The sequence below is a fragment of the Sphingomonas sp. CARO-RG-8B-R24-01 genome, assembly GCF_022662295.1.
Classification (GTDB): domain Bacteria; phylum Pseudomonadota; class Alphaproteobacteria; order Sphingomonadales; family Sphingomonadaceae; genus Sphingomonas.
Genome location: NZ_JAKNQI010000001.1, coordinates 209,179 through 234,858, shown reverse-complemented (window position 1 = coordinate 234,858; position 25,680 = coordinate 209,179). Strand labels below are relative to the sequence as shown.

The window sequence follows — 25,680 nt, the reverse complement described above, 5'->3', positions numbered from 1 at the left end:
TCAGGCGTGGGTATCGGCCCCCAGATCCAGCGTCGCTGCGGTCTGCAGGATCGCGAGATGGGTCAGCCCCTGCGGCATGTTGCCGAGCCACTGTCCGTTCGTCGCGTCGACCATCTCGGGTGCGATCCCGACGCCGCTTTCCAGACCGGCAAGCGCGGCGTCGAACTGGACGGCGGCGCGCGCTCGCTCGCCGAGCATGGCACGGGCCTCGACCATCCAGAACGTGCAGGCGAGGAAGCAGCCTTCCTCTGCGTCCGCCCCGGAATAGCGATAATGGAAGGCACCCGCCGCCAGCTCGGAGTCGATCGCGTCGAGCGTGCGCCTCAGCCGGTCGCGCCCGTCGAAGCGGAACCGCACCGCGAGCGCCAGCGACGCATCGAGCCGGTCGCTGCCGGGATAGAACAGATAAGTGCCACGGCTTTCCGACCAGCAGTGTTCGCCGATCCAGGCTTCGATGCGGTCGCGCTCGCGGGCCCAGCGGTCGCGACAGGTGGTCGGCAGGTGACCACCATCCGCCAGCTCCACCGCGCGCGCCAGCGCCTGCCAGCAGCTGATCTTCGACATGGTGTAGTGGCGCAGGTCGGGCAGTTCCCAGATGCCGGCGTCCGGCTCGCGCCAGCGGTCGGCGCACTGGTCGGCCAAGTGCGACAGGGTTTCGGCGCTGCGGCTGTCCAGGATGTTGCCGCACGCGATAAAGCGCTCGGCCGTTTCGAAAATGTCGCCGTAGATGCCGTGCTGATGCTGCGCGCCCGCGGCGTTGCCGACCTGTACCGGCTGCGACCCCTGGTAGCCGTCGATCGGGATGGAGCGCGGTGCGTCGACCGGATCGCCGTCAAGCGTGTAGCAGACTCGCGGCAATCCGTCGCCGAGGCGCTTGAGCAGCCAGGTGAAGCCGGCCTTCGCCTCGGCCTGCGCGCCGATTCGCAGGAACGCCTTGATCGTATAGCCGGCGTCGCGGATCCAGGCGTAGCGATAGTCCCAATTCTTGTCTCCGCCGATGCGTTCGGGCAGCGATGTCGTCGCCGCCGCCACGATCGCCCCGGTGGGCGAATATAGCAGCAGCTTGAGCGCGAGGGCATGGCGTAGCACCAGCTCGCGCCGCGCGCCGGTATAGGAAATGCGGTCGCACCAGCTGCGCCATTCCGCGTCGGACAGGTCGATTCGTGCATCGATCTCGGCGATGTCGGGAACGACCAGCGGCTCGTCGGCGCCGGCGACGATCGCGATCGTCGCGCGGTCCGTCGCGTCGAGCGTGACGCTGGCATGGATCCCGCCATCGTCCTGCTGGTCGATCGTCACGCTGTCGCTCTTTAGGAACAGGCCGAGCACGCTGCCGACGTGGAAGACGTGATGCTGCCCGGCGCGGGCGAAATACGGGCTGACCGTATCCGCGCGCCGGCCGAACCCCAGGTCGATCGCGAAGCGCATGCTGCCCGCGATCCCTTCCAGCCGCCGCGCCAGCTCCGCCCACGGCAGGCGCCCCGCCGATCCGCTGTTGAGCGATTCCACCATCCGAACGCGGCCGGTTTCGGTCGCGAAGATCGTCTCGAGCACATTGCTGTCGGGAAGATACCGCCGTTCCACCGTGAATGGATCGACGGGGGCGAGGACGAACCGCCCGCCGGTGTCCGCATCGAGCAGACGGTCGAACAGCGGGGGCGAATCCATGTTGGGCACGCACCACCAGTCGATCGACCCGTCGCTGCCGCTGAGCACGACCGCGCGGCCATCACCGAGCGCACCATAAGCGTGCAACGGAAGGAAGCCGCCGTCGTCGCGGGCGGCGGTAAGGGCGTTGAGTGCGGTCACGATACGGCTCCTGCGCACCCATGCCGGCCGCGCTTCGGATCGCTCAACTCGCAGATGCGGGCAAATCTCCGTGGAAACCACGCGAACCCCGCGCGTTGCGCATCCGCACCTCACGATCCGGAGATACCATGAGCATCGCATCGGCCCTCGGGCTCACCAAGAAGGTCCGCTACGCCGTCGTCGGCGCGGGCGACATCACCCAGTCTGCGATGATGCCAGGCATCAAGCATACCGGCAATTCGGAGCTGGTGGCGATCGTCACCGGCGACCCGGAGAAGGCGCGCAAGCTGGGCGAGATATACGGGGTGGCCGACACCTATTCCTACGAACAGTTCGACACGGTGCTCGCTTCGGGCACGATCGATGCGGTCTATCTCGGCACGCCCAACTGGCGCCACGCCGAGTTCGCGATCCCGGCGCTGGAGGCCGGCATCCATGTCCTGAGCGAAAAGCCGCTCGAGATTTCGGTCGCGCTGTCGGAAAAGATCCGCGCCGCGGCGGCGGCATCGTCGGCCAAGCTGATGGTGGCGTATCGCCTGCATTTCGAGCCGGGGACGCTGGATGCGATCGATCGCATCCGCGCGGGCGAATTGGGAGACCTGGTCGCCTTCACCTCCTTCTTCGGGCAGATGGTCGACCCCGCCAACCACCGCGCCTCCAGCGGGATCGAGGCCGGTCCGCTGTTCGACATGGCACCCTATCCCATCAACGCGATCCGCTACCTGTTCGGGGCCGAGCCGGTCGCCGTCGAAGCCGCCATCGGGACGCGCCATGCCCAGTCGGGCTGTGCCGATTTCGACGATACCGTCGCCGTCACGCTGCGGATGCCAGGGGATCGGCTCGCGCAGTTCACGGTGTCCTATTACACCAACAACATCGACAGCCTGATCATCGCTGGCACCAAGGGTAGCATCCATATGAGCCCGGCTTACGGCTTTGGCATGGGGATCGCGCAGACCCGACGGATCGGCGACGAGACGACGGAGGAGACGTTCAAGACCACCGACCAGTTCGGCGGCGAGATGCGCTATTTCTCGGATTGCATCCTCAACGATCGCGAGCCCGAGCCGGATGCCGAGGAAGGCGTGGCCGACCTGCGCGTGATCGAGGGTATCGTCCGCGCCCTGAAGAGTGGTCAGCGTGAGGAACTTGCTCCGTTCGAGCGGCTACGCCGGATCGATACCAAGGCACAGGTCCAGACGCTCGGCGCTGTTACGCCCCCCAAGGACGTGAACGCGTCCAGCCCGACCCAGTAAGGCTCAGCGGTCGCCAAGCCAACGCTTGGCGACCGCAAGCCACTGTGTGGTCGCGGACACCATGCCGGCCATTTGCAGGAACGCATGGATCATCCCGGGAACCCGGTGATGCTCGACCGTCACCCCCGCTGCGCGCAGGCGACGGGCATAGGCTTCGCCTTCGTCGCGCAACGGGTCCCGCTCGCAGGTAAGGATCAGCGTGGGGGGAAGGGTGTCCAGCTGATCCGAGAGGAGCGGCGACGCTCGGGCATCTGACCGGGCGGCGTCGTCCGCCACGTACAGGTCGATTTGCCGCTCGAGATCCTCGAGCCCGATGATATTGCCGTCCTCGCTGCGGCGCGAGGGATAGTCGGCGCCGCGCCGCAGATCGGTGTTGGGATAGAGCAGCAGCTGCCCCGCCAGCGCCGGACCGCCACGGTCGCGCACCAGCATCGCCAGCGCAGTCGCGAGCGTCGCGCCGATACTGTCACCCGACAGGACGATGCGACGTGCCGGTCGTTCGGCGTGCAGCGCGATCAGGGCGGAATAACTGTCCTCCAGTTGCGCCGGGAAGCGATGTTCGGGTGCAAGCCGATAGTCGGGCGCGACGACGGTCCAGCCTGTGCGGGCGGCCAGCAGGCGCAACGCGGGGTCGTGTCCATCGAGCGTGCCTGCGATGCCTCCGCCGCCATGCAGGTGGAACAGGATTGCGTCATCGTCGTCGCTCGGCCGGAAGATGCGCGCCCCCACGCCACCGAGACTGCGCAGGCCTACCGAGAGCAGCGGCTCGGAAACGCCGCCAAAGTCCCGCAGCAACGCGGTCTGGTAACGAAACGCGGCGAGCCACGCCGCGTCGTCCGCCGCCGGGTCGCCATCCGGTGCCAATGCGGCGAGCCGGTCGAGCACCTGCCTGGCCTGGTCGTCCATCGTCTTTCTCCTGCTTTCCGTCGGGCAACGCACGGACTCGTCGAGGGATGCGGAACCCGCGCGGGGTGCCACCGCTTCTTGCGTCGGACCATCTGACGAGGATCGACGACATGGATTTGGGTATCAAGGGACGGATTGCGCTGATCAGCGGGGCGGATTCGGGCATGGGCAAGGAAACGGCACGACTGCTGCTGGCCGAAGGTGTCCGCGTGGCGCTGACCGACAAGCCGGGCGGCGATCTGGAGCAAAGCCGCGCCGACCTGGCATCGCTCGGCGAGGTCATCGCGGTCGAGGCGGACGTCACCAAGCTCGACGATGTCCGGAAACTGTTCGCCGAGGTGACCGCAAAGCTCGGCGCGCCGGACATTTACGTCAACTCGGCCGGCGTGACCGGCGCGACGGGTGATTTTCTCGAAGTCGACGATGCCGGCTGGCAGGAGACGATCGAGATCAACCTGATGGGTGCCGTCCGCATGTGCCGCGAGGCGATCCCGGCGATGCGCGCCAAGGGATGGGGCCGGATCGTGCTGCTGTCGTCCGAGGATGCGGTACAGCCCTACGTCGACGAACTCGCCTATTGCGCGTCCAAGGCGGGAATCCTCAATCTCGCAAAGGGCCTGTCCAAGGCGTACGGATGCGACAACGTGCTCGTGAACAGCGTTTCGCCCGCGTTCATCGCGACGCCGATGACCGATGCCATGATGGAAAAGCGTGCCAAGGAAAACGGCACCAGTGTCGACGAGGCGATCGAGAGCTTCCTCGCGGAGGAACGGCCGGGAATGACGCTCAAGCGTCGCGGGCGGGCGGAAGAAGTCGCTGCTGCGATCGTGTTCCTGTGTTCGGAGCAGGCAAGCTTCATCAACGGCGCAGGGCTGCGCGTCGATTCGGGGTCGGTGATGACGATGGCGGTGTGATCGCCGGACCGGGGAGCGCTGGCGTCAGCGCTCCCCGGTCGGCTGCGCCGCCCGCGGGCGGCGCGCTTCGTTCAGACGTTCGAGCGAACGATCGCGGTCTCGGCCAGATGCTCGGCCAGGAACCACACTTGCGGCTCGTGCGTGCGGATGATGTTGCTGACGAGCAAGTCGTTCGTTCCGTCGTCGCCGGCTTCGTCCGCCGCTTCGGCACCTTCGCGGGCCTGGCGCAGGATGATCTCATGCGCTTCCAGCAGGCGCGCAAGCTGGGTCGGCACGTCCTCGCGACCCCTGGGCGGACGAGGAATGCGCGTCATCTCGGCGACGTCGGGCGCCATGGCGATGCTGATGCCGCCCAGCGCCATGATCCGCTCGGCGATCATGTCGACCAGATTTGCCTGCTCCTCGTAATGCTTATCGAGCAGCAGGTGGAGCTGATAGAAGGTCACGCCCGACATCTGCCAGTGGTGCTTCTTGTACAGGTCACGCAGCGTCATCGTATCGGCCAGCACCTGGTTGAGCGTGGCGACGCTCTGCGCGCGGGCGTTCGCTTCCAGGGCGAGCGGCAGCTCCTTGAGCGTCTCGTACGGCTGGATCTCGCGATATTCGACCTTGTACTGCGGCTGCGCTTCCGCCGTTTGCGGGGCGGCGGCGGATTTCGGGGTCTTGCGGGCCATGGTTTGTCCTGTTTCGCTGAAGGTTCGGTAGCGCTCAAACGACGTGCCGGTGCAAAAGGGTCCAGCGTCCGTACAGCGAAACCCGGGACGCGCGTCCGCCGGCGCGCGACCGGACTGGAATCGTTACCGTCGATGTTGTGCGGCGTCCTCGGAACCGTCGCTTCTGTCGGCGTAATAGCCCGCTAGAACCCCGAACGCCTGCTTGCGCTGGCCCGTCTCGGAGATCAGGCCCTTGCGGTTCCAGCCTTGCTGGAAATCGGGGTTCTGCCGGCGCGGCGAGCGAAAGTCCTTCAGGATCCAGGGCGACATGCCGCGCAGCGTCTTTACGCCATCCGCCATCTTCAGCGTGGCGCGGTAATAGTCGGCCTGATACTCCTCAGAAAACTTCTGCGGTGCCGTGCCGATATCATGGAAGCCGGCACGCGCGTCGGCGCCGAATTCCGAAAACACCAGGGGCTTGCCGGCCGGGACCCGCCAGACGATGCCCGGCACGTCCGCCAGCCGATCGGGCGAATACCAGCCGTTGTAGGTATTGATCGCCAGCACATCGAGCGCATCGGCGAGCGGATCCGCCATGGTCATCACCGGCGCCCCCGGGCCTTGCGACCGCTCGACCAGCAACGCCGCGCTGACCAGGCGGGTATCGTCGAGGCCGCGGACATCCTGCACGAGCGTGCGGAGGAAGGCGTTGCGGGCGTCGGTCACCGGCGTCTCGTTCGCCACGCTCCAGATGCCGATCGATGCGCGATTGCGGTCGCGCAGGATGTTTTCCGCGACCATGTTGCGCGCGGTGGCCAGCGTATCGGCGTTGGACCAGGCGACCAGCCAATAGACCGGCACCTCGCTCCACACGATCAGGCCCATCTCGTCCGCCATGCGGGTCATCACCTCGGAATGCGGGTAATGCGCGAGCCGGACATAATTGCCGTGCAGCCCGTCCTTGACCTCGCTCAGCAAAGCGCGGGCCGCCGCCGGTGTCATCGCGCGGGTCGGATCGGTCCCTAGTTCCTCTTCGTGCAGGGAAATGCCGCGCAGGAAGATCGGTTTCCCGTTCAGCAGGATGTCCGCCCCGCGTACGGCGATCGTGCGGAACCCGATACGGTCGCGCCACGTGTCGGATCCAGCGGCGATCGTCACGTCGTACAGCTTCGGGTGTTCCGGCGACCAGCGGACCAGCGCCCGCGGCGCGGCGACGGTCGCTCGCCAATCGCCCATGGCGTCGGTGGTGCCCGCCACGTCGAGGCCGAGCGCAGCGATACGGAAATGGACCGCCGTGTTGGCGGCCCGGGGTCCGTCGAGATGCGCCTGCACGGCCATCCTGCCGTCGCGGGTCAGGTGTACCCACGCGTCGTCGACATAGGTACCGGGCGTGGCGATCAGGCGTATGCCGCGCGTCACGCCGCCGTAATTTTCCCAGTCGGTGACGGGGGGCGGCACGGTCGCTTCGCTGGCCTGGGAATCGACCCCGATGGTGATCTGGTTGCTGCCGTCGCGCAGCTGACCGGTGACCTCGAACGCGAAGGGCGTGAACCCGCCCGCATGCCGGCCGATGGGCTTGCCGTTGAGATAGACGACGGTGGCATAATTCGCCGCGCCGAAGCGAAGGAAATAGCGGCCCGTCCGCCCGGCGGCCGCGGGGAAGGTGCGTTGATACCACATCAGCCCCTGATAGTGACGCAACTCTGGCGCCTCGGTCAGCCAGGACGAGGGGAGGGTCGTCACCGGCGAATGGCTGAGATCGAACTCGAACAGCGCGCGATTGTCGTCCCGCATTGCCTTGCTGACGTCCAGGTCGAGATAGCGTTGCTGCGACACGCCGGGAACCTCGCCATGAAATCCGGCGAGACCCGATCGAAACGGATCGATCGAATAATGCCACGGTCCCGACAGATCCATCCCGTCGCGCAGGTCGGCGGAAACCAGCAACGGGCTGTTCTTGGCGGTCGCAAGGGGCAAGGGCTGCGGTTGCGGGGCGCCTTCCTGGGCGATCGCAGGCGCCGCACAGACCATCGCCGTCGCCACCAGGCGTCGCATCATTCCTGTCATCTTCATGTCGGCTGGCCCTCTTGCGGATGGAATTTCTGTCGGTTTCTCAGATCATCTGGCGGACGGGCCCGGCATTGCTTGTCGCGGCTGCGCCGTGCGCGCGCGACGATGCCAGGCAGCCCCGCGGCGTCATTCGGCGGGTTTGAATTCGAAGCTCATGCCCGCCGCCTTGTTGGGCTGGAAACCCTTCCAGAGGGACGCGACCGGTGGGCCCGGGCTGAAACCGGCGTATCGCCCGGCCGGTGCGCCGGGCCACGTCCCGTCGTCGGCATTGGGGATCAACCCGTCGATATAAGCCGCCTTGCCCTGGTCGTTCTTGACGTAGCGATCGAGAAACGCGGTGATGAAGTGCGTCTGGATCGCGATGAGGCGGTCCTTGCGCCACACCGCATCCTCGAACCAATCCTGGTCCCAATAGGATTTGCGCATCTCGAGCGGCGCGCCGATCAGCGCGATGCTGTGGCCCGCTTCGCGGAACGTGAGCAGATAACGCGGCGCGTGCGTCTCCTGATGGAACAGGGTACGCACGCCGGGATCATAGCCGACGGTGCGATCTTGGCTGCCGACGATGAACAGCGTCGGGGTCCTGATGGCGGAGACCCCCGGTGGCGCCCACATCCTCACTCCGCGGACGACGCTGGCGGGGGAAATCGCGACCACCGCCTTGAGATCGGCAACCTTCAGCGCAGCCGCCGCGGCCCCGCCAGCAACATAGCGCGCCAGGACGCCGCGCGTTGCGCCAGCCAGGGCGGGATCGAGCGGCGCGCCCGCCGCGGTGAGGACGCCGTAGCCCCCCATGGAATAGCCGACCAATGCGGTACGCGTGCCGTCGGTATTGGCGAACGGCGCTTCGCCCGCCCGGGCGCGGCGCTGCACCTCGGCGGCGACGAACGCGATGTCGAGCGGCCTCCGCGCGATCGGCCCCGCGGCTGCGGCGGCGGTCCGGATCGTGATCGAGGGGTCGCGAAACGCCGGAACGACCACGACATAACCCTTGCTCGCCAGGTTTTCCCCCAGCCAGGATAGCGCCTCGGGCGTATTGCTGTAGCCGTGCGCCAGGATCACCAGCGGGAACCGCCCGGTTGCGCCGACGGCGCGCGGGGTTGCGAGGCCCGCGACGGTAAAGGCGACGTCGGCGCCGTCGGCCCCGGGCAACGCGCTGCGATAAAGGGTGCCGCCGCCCGCGTTTGCCGCGGGGTACCAGATCTTGAGGTGCAGCCGCCGGTCGACGATCGCCGGCTTCGCCGCGCCCTGCAAGGGATCGGCCTGGGCCGGCTGAACGAGGTCGAGATCCACCACACCGACCGGATGGGTACCCAAAGCGGCAAGCTCGGGCGCATCTACCGGCGGCCGTGCCGGGGCATCCTGCGCGGTGGCTTGCGCCAGCGACAGCAAGGCGGCGGTGCTCGCGATCGCGATTACCAGGGTCGGACGAACCATAGGACCATTCCGCTCCATAGCAGGGCGTGACGAGGCCGTCTGGCTCCCCCGACGCTCAGAAATTGACCCCTAGCCGAAGCCCGCCGTAGCGGCGGAAGTCGCGCGGCAGCAGTGCCTGGGTCGCGAGCTTGTTACCGAAGTTCGCTGCCGAGTTGACGAGGGACGGGTAATATTGCTGATCGAACAGATTGTTGACGAAGGCGACGATTTCCCATTTGCGGTCTGCGTCGCGGACGCCGAGGCCAGCGTTGACGATGTGATAGGCGCCCTGGAAGGTCTGCGGATCCTCGGCGACGTAATACACGCTGCTCTGATACTGCCAGTTCAGCTGAGCGATGCCCTTCAGCGTCTCGGTCAGCGACGGTGAGAAGTCGGCCCCGACCGAGAACTTCCATTCCGGCGCCTGTACGGCGCGTTGTCCGGTCAGGTTCTGGAAGGTGGGCGACGTCGGCGGCAGGCACGTCGCCGGAACCTGCTGGCGGGGATAGCATTGCGCGACGTCGAACGACGTATATTTGGCGTCGAGATAGGTGAACGAGCCGGTCAGCGCCAATGTCCCGAGCCGTGCCGCGCTGTCGATCTCGATACCCTTGGTGTTCAACCCGCCGACGTTGGTCAGGCGGAAGTTGGTCGTTCCATCCGCCAGCGTCTCGATCGATTGCGCCTGCAGGTTTTTGTAATTGGTATCGAAGAAGGTGAGGTTCAGCGTCAGCTTGCGATCGAAGAACTGCATGCGCGCGCCAAGTTCCTTGTCACGGGAGCGTTCGGGCTTGATCGGGCCGGCCGCCGCGCGATTGGCGTTGAAGCCGGTGGTCAGATCGTAGGTCTGGCCCTTGTAGCCGGTCGAATAGGTCGCGAAGAAGGTGAGGTCGCGGGTCAGGTTGTAGCTGCCACTGACGCGATAGGTCCCGGCCGTATCCTCGGCGCTTCCGCTGAAGAAGGACGGGTTCGGGGCGACCGCCAGATTGTCCTTGAAGGTGTACGACACGCGTTCGTTCTGCACCCGTCCGCCGCCGGTCAACGTCAGCCGCGGCAGGATTTCCCAGTCGATCTGCGCGAAGCCGGCGACCTGCCGCGACTTGGATGTCGCGAACCAGTTGGCGAGCGAGAACGCCGGACCGCGAACGAACGGCCGCTCGAACTGTACGTTCGCGTAATAGGCGCCGATCGTATAGCGGAACGGGTTGCTGCTGGGCGAAAGCAGCCGCACTTCCTGCGTGAACAGCTTGGACCGGAAGGTGCCGATCTGGGTGTTGCTGCCGACCGCTGCCGGTGCCGCGGTGTCGTCATGGTCCAGATAGTCGTGCAGGACGAACCGATCATAGGACGTGATCGAGACCAGCGTCATAGCGCCGAGCCCGATGTCCCCCCGCAGCGATCCGCCGCCGCCCTGATAGTTGGTTCGCGCATCGTAATTGTTGCTGATCGCCTGATTGTTCTCGCTGACCGTGACCCCGGGAAGCGCGACCGCGGCGGTCTGGCCAGCGCTGTTGCGGAGTAGCGCGTTCGGGTCCAGCCGGATGAACGGCCGGCCGACCGTCGAGTTGCCGTTGAGATAATTGCCTGACACCGTGAAGGTCGCGGTCGGCGTGGGTTCCCACCGGATCTTGCCGCGCGTGTTGAAGGCCTCGCGCCCGTTCACCCGTTTGTTGTTGAACAGGTTGCGGACATTGCCGTCCCAGGTGGAATAGCTCGCCGACAGCACGTAGCCGAGTTCCGGACTGATCGGCCCGGAGACGCTGAAGTTCCCGCCATATTCCCGGTCCGTCGTCACCAGCGCATTGGCGCGCACGCGCAGCGTGCTGGTGGGGGAGCGGGTGATGATGTTGATCAGGCCGGCCGATGCCGCCTTGCCGTACAAGGTGCTCTGCGGGCCACGCAGGACTTCGATCCGTTCGACGTCCGGCAGATCGGTGAAGGCCCGCGCCTGGAACGCGAGCGGCACTTCGTCGACCAGCACGGCGACGCTGGATTCGACCCCGATCCCGAAGGCGAACGTGCCGACGCCGCGCAGCGATACGTTGGCATTCACGGGGTGCTCGGCGGGGCGCACGGTCAGCGACGGCGCCACCTTGCCGAGGTCCTGAAACTGCGTGACGCCGCTGGATTTCAACTGCGCCTCGCCAACGACCGAGACCGCGAGCGGCACACGCTGGATGTTTTCGGCGCGCTTCTGAGCGGTCACGATGATGTCGCCATCGGTGGCGGAGGGCGACGCAGCGTCCGACGGCGCGGGCGGGGCTTCCTGCAGGGCGGACGGATCTGCCGGTTTGGCCGGAACCGGCGCGGCCAGCGCTGGCGTAACACCCAGGCCGAGCGACAGCGCGAGTGCGCCGCGTGCGACAGACGTATGCAATCCGATCATGCATCCCCCCAAATTTCATGGCGACTCTCTGGTGCGCTCGCCTATTGAGCTAACAAATGGCCTGACCAAATGCAAGTATTGTATGACCACCCTGGTCAGGGACGTTGGTTCCGGCCAAGAGCATGGGAGCTTGGCAGATTTGCGCGTGCCTATGCGCGCGGTGGGCCGTGTTCTGCCCGGAAGCCGGGTAACCATCCTTAAACATGCACTGCGCTAGAGCGATCGCGGGCACCGGCCGCGGGTCGGCAACGGGAGATGGGCGCTGTCCGGAATGACGATCGATCCGCTGCGACACATGGTCTGGATGACGGCCGGGCGGGCGCGCGCATATCGCTGGATCCTGATTGTGGTGTCGCTCGTGGCGGCCCTGGGCACGATCCTCACCGCGCGACATGGCATCGATCTCATGGGGAAGCCGCTGGGCACCGACTTCCTGGCATTCTGGACGGCTTCGAAGCTTGCCTTGGTCGGGCGGGGCGGCGCAGCCTATGACCTTGCGCAACTGTACGCGATCCAGCGGGCGGCCATGCCGGTCGAACCCGGGCCTTCGTTCCTGTATCCGCCGCCATTCCTGTTGCTGTGCCTGCCACTCGGACTGGTCCCGTATTTCGTCGCGTTGATTGGCTGGCTGCTGGTCACCGGGGCGGCCTACTGGCTGGCGTTGAGGCGATGGTTGGGCCTGTCACCCCGCGTCGCGTCGGGTGGCGCGCTGACCGCTTTCGCGTTTCCGGCAGTGTTGATGAACATCGGCCATGGCCAGAATGGCTTCCTGACCTGCGCCTTGCTCGGGAGCGGGCTATGGCTGATCGATCGACGCCCCTGGCTCGCGGGGGCATTGCTCGGCCTGCTGGTCATCAAGCCGCAGATCGCGCTGGCAATCCCGGTGTTGGTGCTGGCGAGCGGTCGCTGGCGGGTAGCGGTCGCCGGCGCGGCGACTGCGATCGCCGCGTGCGGAGCGTCGTGGTTCGTGTTCGGCCCATCGGTCTGGACGGGGTTCCTGGCGGGCAGCGCAACGGGACGCGCGATCCTCGAGCAGGGGCTGGTCGAACCAGGCAAGATGGTGAGCCTCTTTTCTGCAGTGCGCGTGCTGGGTGGCGGAATTGGCCTGGCCTACGGCTTGCAGGGCCTGGCGGCGGGCGGCGCAGTCGGCCTGCTCGTCATCGTCGCCCGCGTGCGGGGAACGAACGCGCGGGGGCAGGGGGCGGTGTGCGTCGCCGCCATGACGCTGATGAGCCCGTTCCTGCTCGACTATGACCTGATCGTTACCGCCATTCCGTTGGCCTGGCTGTGGACCGAGGGACTACGGCGCGGCTTTCTGCCCTGGGAGAAAGCCGTGCTCCTCGCGGGCTACATCCTGCCACTCGTCGCGCGCGACCTCGCGCTGCACCTGGGTGTGCCGGTCGGGCCCGTGGTAATGGCAGCGGTACTGTTGGCTTGCGCGCGCGCGGCGTTGCATGGCAGCGGTGCAAGGGTGGACGGTCGCTGGGTATTCCACGGGTGGAATGGCCGGACGGGTGTCCGTCGTGCGGAGCAACGGCCCGCACGACCGGTGGCCCGGTGAAGCTGCACCGCACGCTTCATTAACTATTCTTTTCTACACTTTTCCTGGCGCTGCGATCCTTGCTGCGCGAATGGAAGGCGAAGATATGGCGGGCCGTCCGCTGAACCCAATCGCACCGCACCCGCTCGACAAGCCATTCCTGCTGTACGGCGTCCTGTGTTTCGTCGCTGGCCTTGCGATGTATCTCTCTGGAGTGCTGCTGGTTTTTCCCCGCTATCTGCTGGGTCTGCATGCGTTACTCGATCCCGTCGCCGAGTGGCTGGTATGGTATAGCGGCGTTCCGATCATGATCGGCATTGTCCTCGCGCTGTTCGATCTCCTGTTCATGCTGCAGCGGAAGAAACCCGACATCCCGGTGCGGTACATTCCGGTACAGCGACGCCGCGTCACCGTCGCGTTGACGGCCTATAACGACGAGGACAGCATCGCCGGAGCGGTCGAGGATTTCCTGGCCCATCCGTTGGTGGAGCGGGTCATCGTCGTCAGCAACAACAGCCACGACGCGACGTTCGCCCGTGCTGAGGCCGCCGGAGCGCTGACCTTCAACGAGCCGGCACCGGGGTATGGCCGGTGTGTCCATCGCTGCATGAGCGAGGCCGTGCGGTTCGACGATACCGAGTTCGTCGTCGTGTGCGAAGGGGACAGCACGTTCCGCGCTTATGATGTCGAAAAGCTGCTCGCTTATGCGCCGCATGCCGACATCGTGAACGGATCGCGCATTGTCGAGCCGCTGCGACAGTATCTGACCCAGCTGACCGTCTTCATGTACTATGGCAATCTGTTCGTCGGCAAGTTGCTGGAGGCGAAGCATCTCGGGCGCGGCACGATCACCGATGTCGGCACGACCTATAAATTGTGCCGTCGCGATGCACTGATCAGGCTGCTGCCGCACCTCAACCCGGCGGTAAATCTGGAGTTCAACGCCCACTTCCTCGATACGGCGCTTCGGCGGGGTTTGCTGCTGCTGGAATGTCCGATTACCTTCCATGCCCGCATCGGTCTCAGCAAGGGGGGCAACATCAACAATTGGCGCGGTTTCTCCGTGGGGACGCGGATGATCTACGGCCTGCTTTCGGATTGGAAGCGCTACGCATGAGCGGCGATTATCACGGGTCACGGCTGACCGAGAGCCACCGCCGCGGTGCCGTTTGGCGCGCCCTCTGGCGTTACGTCTTCCGGCATCGCATCGCCGCGGACGCCTGCGTGCTCGACCTGGGCGCTGGCTATGGCGATTTCGTCAACAGCGTCACGGCCCGACGGCGGATCGCGGTCGACACCTGGGCAGGGCTCGCCGAGCACGTGGCCCCCGGTGTCGAGGCGCTCATCACGCCGGTCACGGATCTGAGCGCAATCGACGACGCCAGTGTCGATTTCGCGTTTGCATCGAATGTGTTCGAGCATCTGACGCAGGATACGTTCATCGTCGCGCTGCGCGAGATCGCGCGCACGCTGTCGAGCCGCGGGACGCTGACCATCCTGCAGCCGAACTATCGGTACGCGTTTCGCGAATATTTTGACGATTACACCCATGTCGCTGTCTATTCGCACATCAGTTTGGCGGATCTGCTGACCGCGCATGGCTGGGATGTCACCGAGGTACGGCCGCGCTTCCTGCCGTTGACGGTCAAGTCGCGTTTCCCGGTCTGGCCATGGTTGATCGCGGCCTATCTGGCCTCGCCGATCAAGCCGATGGGCAAGCAAATGCTGCTCGTGGCCCGACCGCGATGATCCCGCCCGCATCGCGTCCCGACTGGCGTCGGTGGGCGCTGCGCTGCGGGATCGCGGTGGCGCTGGCGTTGCTGGCCGCGGATCTAGCAAAGCTTTTGTATCTCGCGGCCACCGCGATCCCGTATCGCTACGACCTCGATTATGGCGAAGGGATCGTCTGGCAACAGATGATCAACATCGTCGGCGGCCAGGGATATGCGCCGCTCGGGGTGTTTCCGGCGATCGTCTACCATTATCCCCCCGTCTATTATCTGGTCGTACACGGCCTGGCATCGCTGTTCGGCACGGATGGGCTGGCAACCGGGCGGATGGTGTCGCTCCTGTCGACGCTCGTCTCGATGGGCCTGGTCGGATATCTCGCCTATGCCGCCATGCCGTCCTGTCGGCCGCGGCCAGCGCGGCTTGTCGCGGCGCTGATCGCAGGGGGATGCCTTGCCAGCGCGCCGACCATCCTGTCGTGGGCCAGCCTGATGCGCGTCGATATGCTGGCTGGCGCATTCTCCCTCGGCGGCCTTGCGCTGACATTGGGCGCTTGGAAACGGCCCATGCGGATTGCACTGGCGGCGCTGTGCTTCGTGCTGGCGGTCTATACCAAGCAGACCTCGATCGCCGCGCCCGCCGCGGCCTTCGCCACGCTTTGGCTGGTGCGCCCGCGTGCCGGCTGGATACTGTTCGGATGGTGTGCGGCGCTGGGGCTGGGCACACTGGCGGGGCTGAGCCTGATGAGCCACGGCGGCTTCCTCCGCCATACGCTGCTGTACAATTTGAACCGGGTCGATCTGCCGCGTGTCCAGATCCTCGAATATGTCATCCTTTCGCAGATCAGCACCGTGGCGGTCGCAATCCTGGGCGTTGGCGCAACATGGCAGCGCTTGAGGCCGACCGCCGTTGTTAGGCTGCGGACCCGGTTGGCGGCCAGACCCGGTGACTTCGCGGCATGCCTTCTGGCGGTGTTCCTTGCGATCAAGACCGCCATGCTGCCCATGGTGATGAAGTCCGGGGCCAGCGACAATTATCTGATCGAATGGCTGTATGCGGTTGCGGTGTTTGTCGGGATCGGCGCGCTGCCCGTCATCCAGGCTGCGCGCCCTGCGGGGCGCTGGCCACGGCTGTTCCTGATCGCGGTGGTCGTGGTGGGTATCCCCACACAAGCGTATCGTGCGCTGGTTGCCGACAGCGAGCGTGACATGGCGACGACACCGTATGACAGGATCGCCGCGCGCATCGCCCGGTCGCCGCGTCCGGTCGTGTCGGACGCGATGGTGCTGCTGATCCGTGGCGGCCAGCCCGTGCGGTGGGAGCCGGCGATCGCGGCTGAGCTCGGCCATGCGGGGCTGTATGACGAAGCCGCGTTTGCCAGGCGCATCCGTGCCAAGCAGTTCGGCTTTTTCGTGACGGTCGGCAATCGTGGCGAGCGGATTTATGATGAACGCTACAATCCGGTCGTCGCCGACGCGATCGATGCAGCCTATCCGCGACTGGAGCAGCACGGCCAACTGGTCCTTCATTTGCCGCGATAGGCGCGATCCATCTGGCGTCGTCGGGACGAACCGATCGGGTGAAAACCGCAAGCCCGCGAAGTTGGGGATAACCAACTTTGCCTTGCGCTATAGCGCGGGCAGAGCGCGGGTCGTAACGACAGGCATCCCAAGCGAAGGTTCGCGGCACCGATGACAACCGCCCGCCAGCGACGGCTGATTGCGATGACCGTGTGCGCGAGCCTGGGCGGTTGCGCGCACTATGCCGCGCTGCCGTTGCCCACGGCCGCGCCACTCGTCACCACCCCAGCCGCGCTGGACCGGGCGCCCGCAGGGGGGGCGCTCCGGGTCGAACAGGTGGTCGATCTGGCGCTCGCCAACAATCCCGAGCTCAAGGCGGCACGCTTGCGCAGCAGCGTGGCGACCGCGCAGACCCGGCAGGCGGGGCTGTTCGCCAATCCCTCGCTTGGGGGCGCGTTCCTGCCGCTGCTGTCCGGGGCGGGGAGCGTCCCGGCATGGAACGTCGGGCTGACGCAGGATATCAAGACGATCATCACCTATCGCTCGCGGCGCCGCGCGGCGCTGGATGGCCAGCGACAGGTTGCCGCCGATCTGGTCTGGCAGGAATGGCAGGTCGCCGGGCAGGCCCGCCAGATCGCGAGCGACCTGATCCTGACCGCGCGCAGCCGTGCCAGCTACGTCGCGACCTACGCGCTGCTGGCCGACCGCAACGCCAAACTCGAACGCGCGCTCGCGGTGCGGACCGTGACGCTGGTGACGGTCGCGCCCGACCGGGTCGCGCTGCAAGCGGCGCGGACCGCGCTCGATGCGCTCGATCAGACCCGGCTCGCCCTGTTGCATCAGCTGGACGCGCTGCTCGGGCTGTTGCCGGGGGTGGCGGTTCCACTCGTGTCGTCCGTGGACCTGCCGCCGTTCGATCCCGCCGCGATTCGCGCCGATCTGGCGACGCTGCCGACGCGGCGGCCGGACCTGATCGCGCTGCGGCTCGGCTACGCTGCGGCGGACGAGCAGGTGCGTGCCGCGATCGTTGCGCAATTCCCCGACCTGATCCTTGGCGGCAGCATCGCAAGCGACAGTTCAAAAGTGATCAACGCCGGTCCGAGCGCGCAGATCGGCCTGCCCATCTTCGACCGCAACCAGGGCAACATCGCGATCGCCCGGGCGACGCGCGCGCAGCTCAACGCCGATTACGCAGCGCGGCTGGCGGCCGCGACGGGAACGGTCGGGGCATTGCTGCGCGAATACGAGCAATTGGCGGCGCAGCTCGATATCGCGCGGCGCGATCTGCCCGCCGCCGAGCGTGCCGCGGCGCGGGCGCAGAGCGCGTTCGGCGCGTCCAATATCGATGAGCGCGGCTATGTCGACCTGGTGTCGAACCGCTTCGCCAAGGAACAGGAAATCATGACGCTGGAACGCGCGCTGATCGACCGCCGGATTGCGGTCCAGACGCTTGTCGGGGCGGGGCTGCCGACCGTCGACCTGCCACCGGTGCCGGGCGCGGGACAATGACCCGTCGCGCGCGGGTTGCTCCCTTTTTGTTGCTGGTGGCCCTTTCGGCCTGCGGCACCGACGCGTCCGACGAGGCTCGGGGGCCCGCACGCTCCGTGCTCGTGGACACGGTTCGGCCGCAGCGCGGGGCGCTACCGGCGATCGTGACCGCTTACGGTTCGGTCGCGCCGTCGGTCGGGGGTACGCAGACGCTGAGCGAGGCGCAGCCGGGGCAAGTCACGCGGTTGCTGGTCGCGGTGGGCAGCGTTGTGCGCGCGGGCCAGCCGCTCGCGACGTTCGTGACCGCGCCGGCCGCGCGCAGCGCCTATGATCAGGCCGTCAGCGCGCTCGCCGCGGCGCGCAAGCAGCGTGCAACCACCGCGCAGCTGCTTGCCGCCCAACTCGCCACGCAGGACCAGCAAGTGCAGGCCGACAAGGCCGTGTCGGATGCGCAGACCGCGCTCGCCGCGCTCCTGGCGGACGGGGCGGGCGCGCCCGTCAGGACCGTGGTCGCGCCGTTCGCCGGCGTGGTCACGGCCGCACCCGTCGCGCAGGGCGACCGTATCCAGGCGGGGGCCGCGCTGCTGACGATCGCGCGGAGCGGCGGAATCGTCGTTTCCGCGGGGGTCGACCCGGCGCAGCGCGCGGCGCTGGCGGTCGGGCAGGCGGCGACTGTTACGCGATTGTCGGGCGGTCCGACGCTGGCCGGCCGTGTGATCCGGGTCGACGGCGCGCTCAATCCGCAGACGCGGCTGGTCGACGTCGACGTGCAATTTCCGGGCGGCAGCCTGCTGCCGGGCGAGTCGATGCAGGTCGGGATCGCGACCGCCACGGTTGGCGGCTGGGTCGTCCCGCATGCGGCGGTCGTCGCGACGGGCGGGCCGACCCGGGTCTTCCAGATCCTCGGTGGCAAGGCGCATGCGGTGCCGGTGCGCATCCTGCTCAGCTCCGATCGCGGCGACGTCGTCGATGGCAGTCTTGCGCCGGATCGGCCGCTGATCGTCGCGGGGGCCTATCAGGTGCAGGACGGTGACGCCGTGCGCCGGGGTCGTTGATGCTCGAACGGCTGCTCCGGACGCAGGCCCGCGCCTTCGTGCTCGTCGCGCTCGCGCTTGCGCTGGCCGGGGTCGTCGCGGCGCTGTCGTTGCCGATCGGGCTGTTTCCGCAAGTCTCCTTTCCCCGCGTCGTGGTCGATCTCGATTCGGGCAGCCGCCCCGCCGACCAGACCGCGCTGACCGTCACCCGTCCGGTCGAGGAAGCGATCCGCGCAATTCCCGGGGTTGCCAACGTCCGCTCGGAGACGACGCGCGGCACCGCGCAGATCTCGATCGACTTCGGATGGGGCCGCGACATGATCGCCAGCACGTTGCTGGTCGATACCGCGGTCGCGCGGATCCTGCCCACGCTGCCGACCGGGACAAGTTACGGTGTCCGGCGGATGGACCCGACGGTCTTCCCGATCATCTCCTACGCCCTGGTATCGACTTCGGCCGATCCGATCGCGCTGCAGGATTTCGCGCGCTATCAGGTGACGCCGCTGCTCTCCGCCATCCCCGGGCTCGCGCGGGTCGGCGTGCAGGGCGGGGACACCGCCGAGGTCGAGGTGCTCGCCGATCCGCACCGGCTCGCCGGCTACGGGCTGGCGATGGCGGATCTCGCCGCCGCAATCAGGGGCGGCAACGTGCTGAGCGCGGTCGGCCAGGTGCAGGATCGCGGGCGGCTGTCGCTGGTGGTGGCGGACCGTAGCGCGACCAGCGCGGCGCAGATCGGCGACATCGTGGTCAAGGCGACACCCGGCGGCGTGATCCGTGTCCGCGATGTCGCGACGGTGCAGAACGGCGCGGTGCCGGTGTGGCAGCGGATCGTCGAGGACGGCCGCCCCGCGGTCCTGTTCAATATCTACGAACAGCCCGACGGCAATGCCGTGCAGATCGCGCATGCCGTGCAGCAGAGGCTGGCAACGCTCCGGCTGCCCCGGGGCGTGCGGCTGGTCAACTGGTACGACCAGAGCGCGCTCGTCACCGAATCGGTCGCGAGCGTGCGCGATGCGGTGCTGATCGGGCTGGTGCTCGCGGCGATCGTGCTGTTCGCCTTCCTGCGCAGCTGGCGCGTCACGCTGGTGGCGGTGATCGTCGTCCCGGCGACGCTCGCGGCGACGGTGCTGGTCCTGAGCGTGCTGGGCATGAGCTTCAACATCATGACGCTGGGAGGGATCGCGGCGGCGGTCGGGCTGCTGATCGACGATGTGATCGTGATGGTCGAACATATCGCCCGGCGAGCGGGTGCGCGCGATGCGGACGGCCGGCCATTCGGCAACGCCGCGGTGATGCCCGCCGCGCGGGAATTCCTTGCGCCGCTCACGGGCTCCAGCCTCGCGACCGGCATCGTCTTCGTCCCCTTGTCGTTCCTGACCGGGATCACCGGCGCCTTTTCGAAGGCGCTGTCGGTGACCATGGCGGCAGCGCTCGCGATTTCCTGGGCGATGACCGCCTTTGTCGTCCCGGTGCTGGTGCGCGGGCTGGTCGACTTCGGGGCCTGGCACGATCCCGGCAAACCCGGCGAGGGGCGGGTGGCACGGCTGCACGAACGGACGCTCGACAGGCTGGTCGCACGGCCTTGGCTGCTGCTGGTAGTCCTGGTGCCACTGCTGGCGGTCGGCTATGTCGGCTATGCCAACGTGCCGAGCGGGTTCATGCCCAAGGTCGACGAAGGCGGCTTCGTCATGGATTATTACACGGCGCCGGGCACGTCGCTCGACGAGACCGGCCGGCAGATCGGGCAGGTCGATGCGATGCTGCGCGCCAATCCCGAGGTGCTGACCTTCTCGCGCCGGCTTGGCACCGGGCTCGGCGGTGATCTCGGGCAAAGCTACCACGGCGACTATTTCGTCCGGCTCAAGCCGGATCACGCGCGCGCGACCGAGGACGTCGCCGCCGCCGTTGCCGCGCAGGTCGCACGCGACGTGCCCGGCGTACAGGTCGAGGTGGCGCAGCTGATGGAGGATCTGATCGGAGATCTCACCGCCGTGCCGCAGCCGATCGAGGTCAAGCTGTTCGCGACCGACCCCGCCGTGCTCCAGGCACAGGCGCGCACCGTCGCCGCGCTGATCGGCAAGGTCGACGGCGTCGTCGAAGTGAAGGACGGGGTGCAACTCGCGGGCGACGCGCTCGACGTGCATGTCGACCCGGTCCGCGCCGGCATCGAGGGCGTGGTGGCGGGCGAGGTCGAGACGCAACTGTCGGCCGCGCTGACCGGCACGGTCGCGACGACCCTGGCGCAACCAGGCAAGGCGGTGGACGTGCGGGTGCGGTTGCCCGATGCGTTGACGATCAGCGAGACCGGTCTGGAACGGCTGCCGATCCGGGCGACCGACGGCCATGTCTTCCCGCTCGGCCGGGTCGCGACGATCGAGCGCGTCACCGGACAGCCGCAGATCGCGCGCGAGAATCTCGAGCCGATGGTCGCCGTCACCGGGCGTATCCAGGGACGCGGGATCGGCGCCGCGGTGGCCGATGTGCGGCGCGTGCTCGACCGGCCCGGCGTGTTGGGCGCCGGAGTGCGCTATGAGCTGGGCGGTCTGTACCAGCAGCAGCAGATCGCGTTCGCCGGGCTCCTCCGCGTGTTCGCGGCGGCGCTCGTCGCCGAACTGGTGCTGTTGCTGGTGCTGTACCGGCGGTTCTGGCTGCCGGTGATCATCATCGGTTGTTCGCTGCTGTCGACCACGGCGGTGTTCACCGCGCTATGGGCGGCGGGCGTCGATCTGAACATTACCGCGCTGATGGGGATGACGATGATCATCGGGATCGGCACCGAAATGGCGATCTTCTACGTCTCCGAATTCGAGGAGCTCGCGCACACCATGCCGCCGGCCGAGGCGACCCGTGCGGCGAGCCGCAACCGGCTGCGCCCGATCACGATGACTACGCTCGCCGCGATCCTGACGCTGCTCCCGCTCGCTCTGGCGCTCGGGCAGGGGGCGGGGATCCAGCAGCCGCTTGCGATCGCGATCATCGCGGGGCTGCTACTGCAATATCCGCTCGTGCTGCTCGCCATGCCGGTGCTGGTGCGGCTCACGCTGCCGCGCGATGGCGCCGGGCCGCCGGTCGGGCGACCGTCAGGCCAGGAGCAATAGGAGCGGCAGGACGGTTCCGCCAGCCAACAGCAGGATGCTGGTCCGGCGGTCACGCCGGTTGAGCAGGCCGATCCAGATGCCGAGCGCGGTGGCGACGGCGAGCAACAGCCCGAGCAGCGCGGCGAACAGGCTGAACGCGTTGGGGAACGCGCGCTTTGCTTGCTTGGGGGCGGCGTCCGCAGCGGGTTTGGCGGGTGTCGCCGTGCGCTGTGCGTCGGGGCGACGAAGGTAGCCGTGCTTGTGAACGCTGGCGATCACGCTGATCCATTCCGGCGGCCGATAGCCGGCGTTGCGATCCTGAAACCCCAGCGCCTGCACACTGCCGCTGAGCGCGAAGAAGAGGATGGTCGGCGCGAAGAACAGGCCGAGCCATAAATGCACCTGGCGAAGCCGGCGTTGCGATTGCGCTTTCATGATGTCCCCGGGCCGAAACGGACGTGTCGGATCACGCGCCGGCAACATGCGCGGCGACGAGCTCGGCATGTGCTGCGTCGAATTTCGCGCGGAAGGCGGGCTGCGTCAGCAACTTGGCGGCGATGAGCGTGCCGAGCACATGGCTCGCCTCGACGTCGCTCGGGAAATGCACCCCGCAATATTCGCGGCTGGCGCCATAGTCGGCGGCGCGGTCGAGGATCGCGGACGCGCGCCCGGCAAGCAGGTGCGCCAACACGAACCCGGTGGAATACCCCAGCGTCGCATGTCCGCTGGGGTAGGATTTGGCGGGTTTCGCGGGCTTGCCGATCGGGCTCGCCACGCAGACCGGCAGAGTGGGGTCGATGCCATAGGGACGGGTGCGCTCGAAATGCGCCTTCGCGGCGCCGGCGGCGGCGTCGCCTTCTTCCTGAACCTCGCGCAGCAGCGCCCAGGTCAGCGGCAGGGACTCCAGCGTGATGCCGAGCGTGCCGTCGAACAGCGCGGGCGTCTCATGCGCGTCGTCCCAACGCGCCTGCTCGATCCGTTGCGGGGCGGCGCCCGCGATCATCGCGTGGAGCGCGCCGAGCTCTGCTTTTTCCTGGATCGATCCGCGCGCTGGCGGGGCGGGCAGGATCGAGCTCGGTTCGAAGTCCGCCACCGGGAGATAATGTAAGCTGTGCGGGGCGGCCGTCACGGCCGACCCCATCAACGCAATGGCGACGACAGCCGTCGCGAACACTCGTTTCATGCGCATATCCCTGTCCGTTACAATCAGAACTTGATGCGTGCGGAGGCCAGGAACGAGCGCGGCGGAAGGTAATTGAACTGATCCAACTGACCGTAGCCGCTCTGATACCCGCCGCTGATCGGCGCGCCGGTCGTGCTCGTGGAAATGGCCGTCACGGCGCGGCTGTTAAAGACGTTGTTGACCGTCACGCCGAGCCGCAGGCCGCCCTGGATTTCCTGGCTGATCGCGAACTCGCCGATGCTGTAGGGCCGGATCCGATACAGGCGGTAGCCGGGGCTGCCGGTGTATTCGCTGGCTTATTGGGGGCCGGTGAACTTCTGGTCGAACGACAGGCGGAACCCTTCCCGCCGGTAGATGAAGCCACCCGCCGCGGTCGAGAACGGCGCCTTGGCAATCTGCGCGCCGGTCGTGACGCTGCGGGCATAATTGTACGAGCCGTTGCCGAACAGCGTCAGCCCGCGCACCGGCATGTAGCTGAGCGCGCCCTCGACGCCCTTGTAGCGGACCTGACCGATATTGACGAGCAGCGTCTGGTCGCAGCCGGTCGTCGTGCAGGTGCCGATCTTGTTGTCGATGTTGATGATATAGCCGTCGACGTCGACCGAAACACGATTGCCGTGCCACACGCTGCCGACCTGGTAATTGGTCGAGATCTGCGGCTTCAGCGCGTCCAGCGCGGTCGAGAGCGTGCCCGACGCGGAGTAGAAGCTCGACAGGTCCGGGACATACATGCCCTTGGCATATTGGCCGTAGAACGACCAGTTGCTCATCGGCATGTAGTTGATCGTCGCGAACGGCAGCGTCTTGGTCCAGGTCTGGCTGGTGTCGAGCGGCAGGCGCGTCTTCTGGTTGACCGGCGCGGCGATGCCGCGTTCGAAATGGACGTACTTTACGCCGGGCGTGATCGACAGGCCTGCGACCGGGTGGAATTCGAACTCGCCGAACAGCTGATACTGGTTCCAGTTCGAATGCTGGACGTAGCTGAGATCGGCCTGGCTGATCGGCGGCAGCGCGTTTTGCGCGGCCGTGCCGTTGCCGTTGTTGAACTTCTCGTTGAAGCTGAAGGTGTTGGTCGTGCGATCGAGATCGATCAGGTGACGGTCGGTCACGGCATGTTCGTACCAGCCACCGACGCGGATCTTGCCGAGCGCGAAGTCGTAATTGACCTGCCCGATATAGCCGAAAACGCGGTATTTGTTGAGCTTGTTATAGCCGAGGATATCCGTCGGCTGACCCGGCACCGTCTTGTAGGGCGAGGCCGCCGTGCCCGCGCCGCTGAAGCCGCTGACGACCGAGCCGGTGTTTCCCGACAGGGTGTTGTTGGTGTAGCCGTACATGTAGCCGCGATTGTCGAGCGAGAAGCCCGAACCTAGATCGGTCTGCAACCGGACGTAGGAAAAATCGGTGGTCTTGTCGGTGCGGTTGTATTTCCAGTAATCCTGCTGGTTCGGATTGTTGCCCAGCGCGTAATTGCGACCGTATTGCCCGACGTTCGACGTTGCCGCGCAGTTCTCGCCCGTCAGTTGCGTCAGCGGCTGGCCATCGGTGCCGAGCGCGGTCGTCTTGTTCGCGCCGACCGCCGCACTGCCGCAGGTCGCGCCCTTGAGCACGTCCGACTGGTAATAATGGTTGCGGTTCCACGTGCTCAGGATCGTCAGCGTGTTGTGGCTGCCGATCGGCGCGACGATCTTGCCGTAGAGGTTCTTGGAACCGACCGGCGAATAGGTCAGCGCGCCGTCGGACTGGAGATACTGCCCCGTCAGCACGATCCGCGCGCCGCCGAGCTTCGCGATGCTGCCCGACTGATATTCGGCGCGGCCGATGAAGGTGTTCCAGTTGCCGACGATGCCCTCGACCTGCGCGCTCTGCTGGTCGGTCGCGGCGCGCGAGTACATGTTGATGTTGCCGCCATAGGTTGCCTGGCCGAGCTGGCTCGCATTGCCGGGGCCGCGGTCGACGACGATCGTCTCGATCGTGTTGGACGGGAAGAACGAGGTCGAATGGTGCGTCGGGTTGTTGGTGTCCGCGAACGGGATCGAATCGTAGGTGACGTTATATTCGCCGTCCTGGAAGCCGCGGATCGTCGCCTTGGTCTCGCCGAGGCCATAGCCGTTGCCCGCGCCCGAGATCGAGACGCTCGGCGTCAGCGCGATCAGTTCGTTGAAGTCGGCCGATGCGGTGGTGTTGGCGATATAGTCGCGGCTGACCGCGGACTGCGGCTGGGTCGTGGTGAGCGAGACCGTGATCGGCGCGCTCTGCGCGGTGTGCGAACCGGTCACGATGATGTCGGAGGACGTCAGCGACTGTTTGTCATTGGCTTGCCCCGCGCTGTTCGCGCTGGTGGTGGTCTGCTCACCGGCGCCGGCCGTGTCCTGCGGCGCGCCAACGGGTGCAGCGACGGGTGCGGCGACGGGTGTCGCGGGCAGCGCAACCGGCGCGCCGGGCGCGATCGCCAGCGCGTGAACCGGCAAGGTCACCGAAAGGGCGGCCCCGGCGAGCAGGGTATGGCGGAAGGTCGCACGCATCGAAATTGTCCCCAAACTGATATCGCGAGCGGGGCTCGTCGAAGACGCCGCGTTTCTTAGCCCCCCGCAGAAGGGCGCCCGGCTGTCTCCCCGCTTCGTCCGATGCCCTATGGCAAGGCTGTTACGGGGGTGCGGCGGTTCCGTGGCGTGGCGCGGTCTGAATCTTAAATTCGAG

Annotated in this window: 17 protein-coding genes and 1 pseudogene; 9 read left to right on the top strand and 9 right to left on the bottom strand. The window is 66.9% G+C overall.

What is annotated here, in order from left to right; translation table 11 throughout:
• Positions 1-1,809 (bottom strand): glycoside hydrolase family 15 protein, encoded by a 1,809-nt coding sequence (locus L8G49_RS00965; RefSeq protein ID WP_242181872.1) that lies wholly within the window; start codon positions 1,807-1,809, stop codon positions 1-3.
• A 128-nt stretch (positions 1,810-1,937) separates the two neighbouring features.
• Here L8G49_RS00965 and L8G49_RS00960 point away from each other — a divergent pair, with 128 nt between their 5' ends.
• Positions 1,938-3,065, top strand: a complete 1,128-nt coding sequence (locus tag L8G49_RS00960) for a Gfo/Idh/MocA family oxidoreductase (protein WP_242181870.1) — start codon at positions 1,938-1,940, stop codon at positions 3,063-3,065.
• Positions 3,066-3,068: 3 nt separating this feature from the next.
• On the opposite strand, the gene L8G49_RS00955 is transcribed toward L8G49_RS00960, so the two are convergent.
• Positions 3,069-3,971, bottom strand: coding sequence for an alpha/beta hydrolase (locus tag L8G49_RS00955; protein ID WP_242137109.1), 903 nt, complete (start codon positions 3,969-3,971; stop codon positions 3,069-3,071).
• A 110-nt stretch (positions 3,972-4,081) separates the two neighbouring features.
• Here L8G49_RS00955 and L8G49_RS00950 point away from each other — a divergent pair, with 110 nt between their 5' ends.
• Positions 4,082-4,885: an SDR family oxidoreductase gene (locus L8G49_RS00950; protein WP_242181868.1), complete on the top strand. Its 804-nt coding sequence runs from the start codon at positions 4,082-4,084 to the stop codon at positions 4,883-4,885.
• Between the two features lie 71 nt (positions 4,886-4,956).
• On the opposite strand, the gene L8G49_RS00945 is transcribed toward L8G49_RS00950, so the two are convergent.
• The 4 genes from L8G49_RS00945 to L8G49_RS00930 all read right to left on the bottom strand — a co-directional run bounded on the left by L8G49_RS00945 (position 4,957) and on the right by L8G49_RS00930 (position 11,410).
• Complete coding sequence (locus L8G49_RS00945; protein WP_242137107.1) at positions 4,957-5,559, bottom strand: DNA starvation/stationary phase protection protein; 603 nt, start codon at positions 5,557-5,559, stop codon at positions 4,957-4,959.
• A gap of 123 nt (positions 5,560-5,682) precedes the next feature.
• Positions 5,683-7,611 carry a glycoside hydrolase family 2 TIM barrel-domain containing protein gene (locus L8G49_RS00940; protein WP_242181866.1) on the bottom strand — a complete coding sequence of 643 codons (1,929 nt, stop codon included), beginning with the start codon at positions 7,609-7,611 and terminating at the stop codon, positions 5,683-5,685.
• Between the two features lie 123 nt (positions 7,612-7,734).
• On the bottom strand, positions 7,735-9,045 hold the full coding sequence (locus L8G49_RS00935) for a dienelactone hydrolase (RefSeq protein ID WP_242181864.1): 1,311 nt from the start codon (positions 9,043-9,045) through the stop codon (positions 7,735-7,737).
• Between the two features lie 55 nt (positions 9,046-9,100).
• On the bottom strand, positions 9,101-11,410 hold the full coding sequence (locus tag L8G49_RS00930) for a TonB-dependent receptor (protein WP_242181862.1): 2,310 nt from the start codon (positions 11,408-11,410) through the stop codon (positions 9,101-9,103).
• Between the two features lie 271 nt (positions 11,411-11,681).
• Here L8G49_RS00930 and L8G49_RS00925 point away from each other — a divergent pair, with 271 nt between their 5' ends.
• The 7 genes from L8G49_RS00925 (at position 11,682) to L8G49_RS00895 (ending at position 21,818) form a co-directional block, all read left to right on the top strand.
• A complete protein-coding gene (locus tag L8G49_RS00925) occupies positions 11,682-12,971 on the top strand; it encodes a glycosyltransferase family 87 protein (protein ID WP_242181861.1) in 1,290 nt (429 codons plus the stop codon).
• An 85-nt stretch (positions 12,972-13,056) separates the two neighbouring features.
• Positions 13,057-14,067 carry a glycosyltransferase gene (locus L8G49_RS00920; RefSeq protein ID WP_242181859.1) on the top strand — a complete coding sequence of 337 codons (1,011 nt, stop codon included), beginning with the start codon at positions 13,057-13,059 and terminating at the stop codon, positions 14,065-14,067.
• Positions 14,064-14,699 (top strand): methyltransferase domain-containing protein, encoded by a 636-nt coding sequence (locus tag L8G49_RS00915; RefSeq protein ID WP_242181857.1) that lies wholly within the window; start codon positions 14,064-14,066, stop codon positions 14,697-14,699. The genes L8G49_RS00920 and L8G49_RS00915 overlap by 4 nt, the downstream gene beginning before the upstream one ends.
• Positions 14,696-16,219 (top strand): hypothetical protein, encoded by a 1,524-nt coding sequence (locus L8G49_RS00910; protein WP_242181855.1) that lies wholly within the window; start codon positions 14,696-14,698, stop codon positions 16,217-16,219. The genes L8G49_RS00915 and L8G49_RS00910 overlap by 4 nt, the downstream gene beginning before the upstream one ends.
• 150 nt (positions 16,220-16,369) lie before the next feature.
• Positions 16,370-17,707 (top strand): TolC family protein, encoded by a 1,338-nt coding sequence (locus tag L8G49_RS00905; RefSeq protein WP_242181853.1) that lies wholly within the window; start codon positions 16,370-16,372, stop codon positions 17,705-17,707.
• 95 nt (positions 17,708-17,802) lie between these two features.
• Positions 17,803-18,741 carry an efflux RND transporter periplasmic adaptor subunit gene (locus L8G49_RS00900; RefSeq protein ID WP_347272025.1) on the top strand — a complete coding sequence of 313 codons (939 nt, stop codon included), beginning with the start codon at positions 17,803-17,805 and terminating at the stop codon, positions 18,739-18,741.
• Positions 18,741-21,818, top strand: coding sequence for an efflux RND transporter permease subunit (locus tag L8G49_RS00895; protein WP_242181848.1), 3,078 nt, complete (start codon positions 18,741-18,743; stop codon positions 21,816-21,818). The genes L8G49_RS00900 and L8G49_RS00895 overlap by 1 nt, the downstream gene beginning before the upstream one ends.
• Here L8G49_RS00895 and L8G49_RS00890 read toward each other — a convergent pair.
• From L8G49_RS00890 to L8G49_RS00880, 3 genes and pseudogenes are all read right to left on the bottom strand, one after another.
• A complete protein-coding gene (locus tag L8G49_RS00890) occupies positions 21,801-22,232 on the bottom strand; it encodes a hypothetical protein (protein ID WP_242181846.1) in 432 nt (143 codons plus the stop codon). The two genes, L8G49_RS00895 and L8G49_RS00890, sit on opposite strands and share 18 nt — an antisense overlap.
• Positions 22,233-22,263: 31 nt before the next feature.
• Complete coding sequence (locus L8G49_RS00885) at positions 22,264-22,980, bottom strand: phosphatase PAP2 family protein (RefSeq protein ID WP_242181844.1); 717 nt, start codon at positions 22,978-22,980, stop codon at positions 22,264-22,266.
• A 23-nt stretch (positions 22,981-23,003) separates the two neighbouring features.
• Positions 23,004-25,505 (bottom strand): annotated as a pseudogene (locus L8G49_RS00880) (TonB-dependent receptor).
• Positions 25,506-25,680 lie beyond the last annotated feature (175 nt).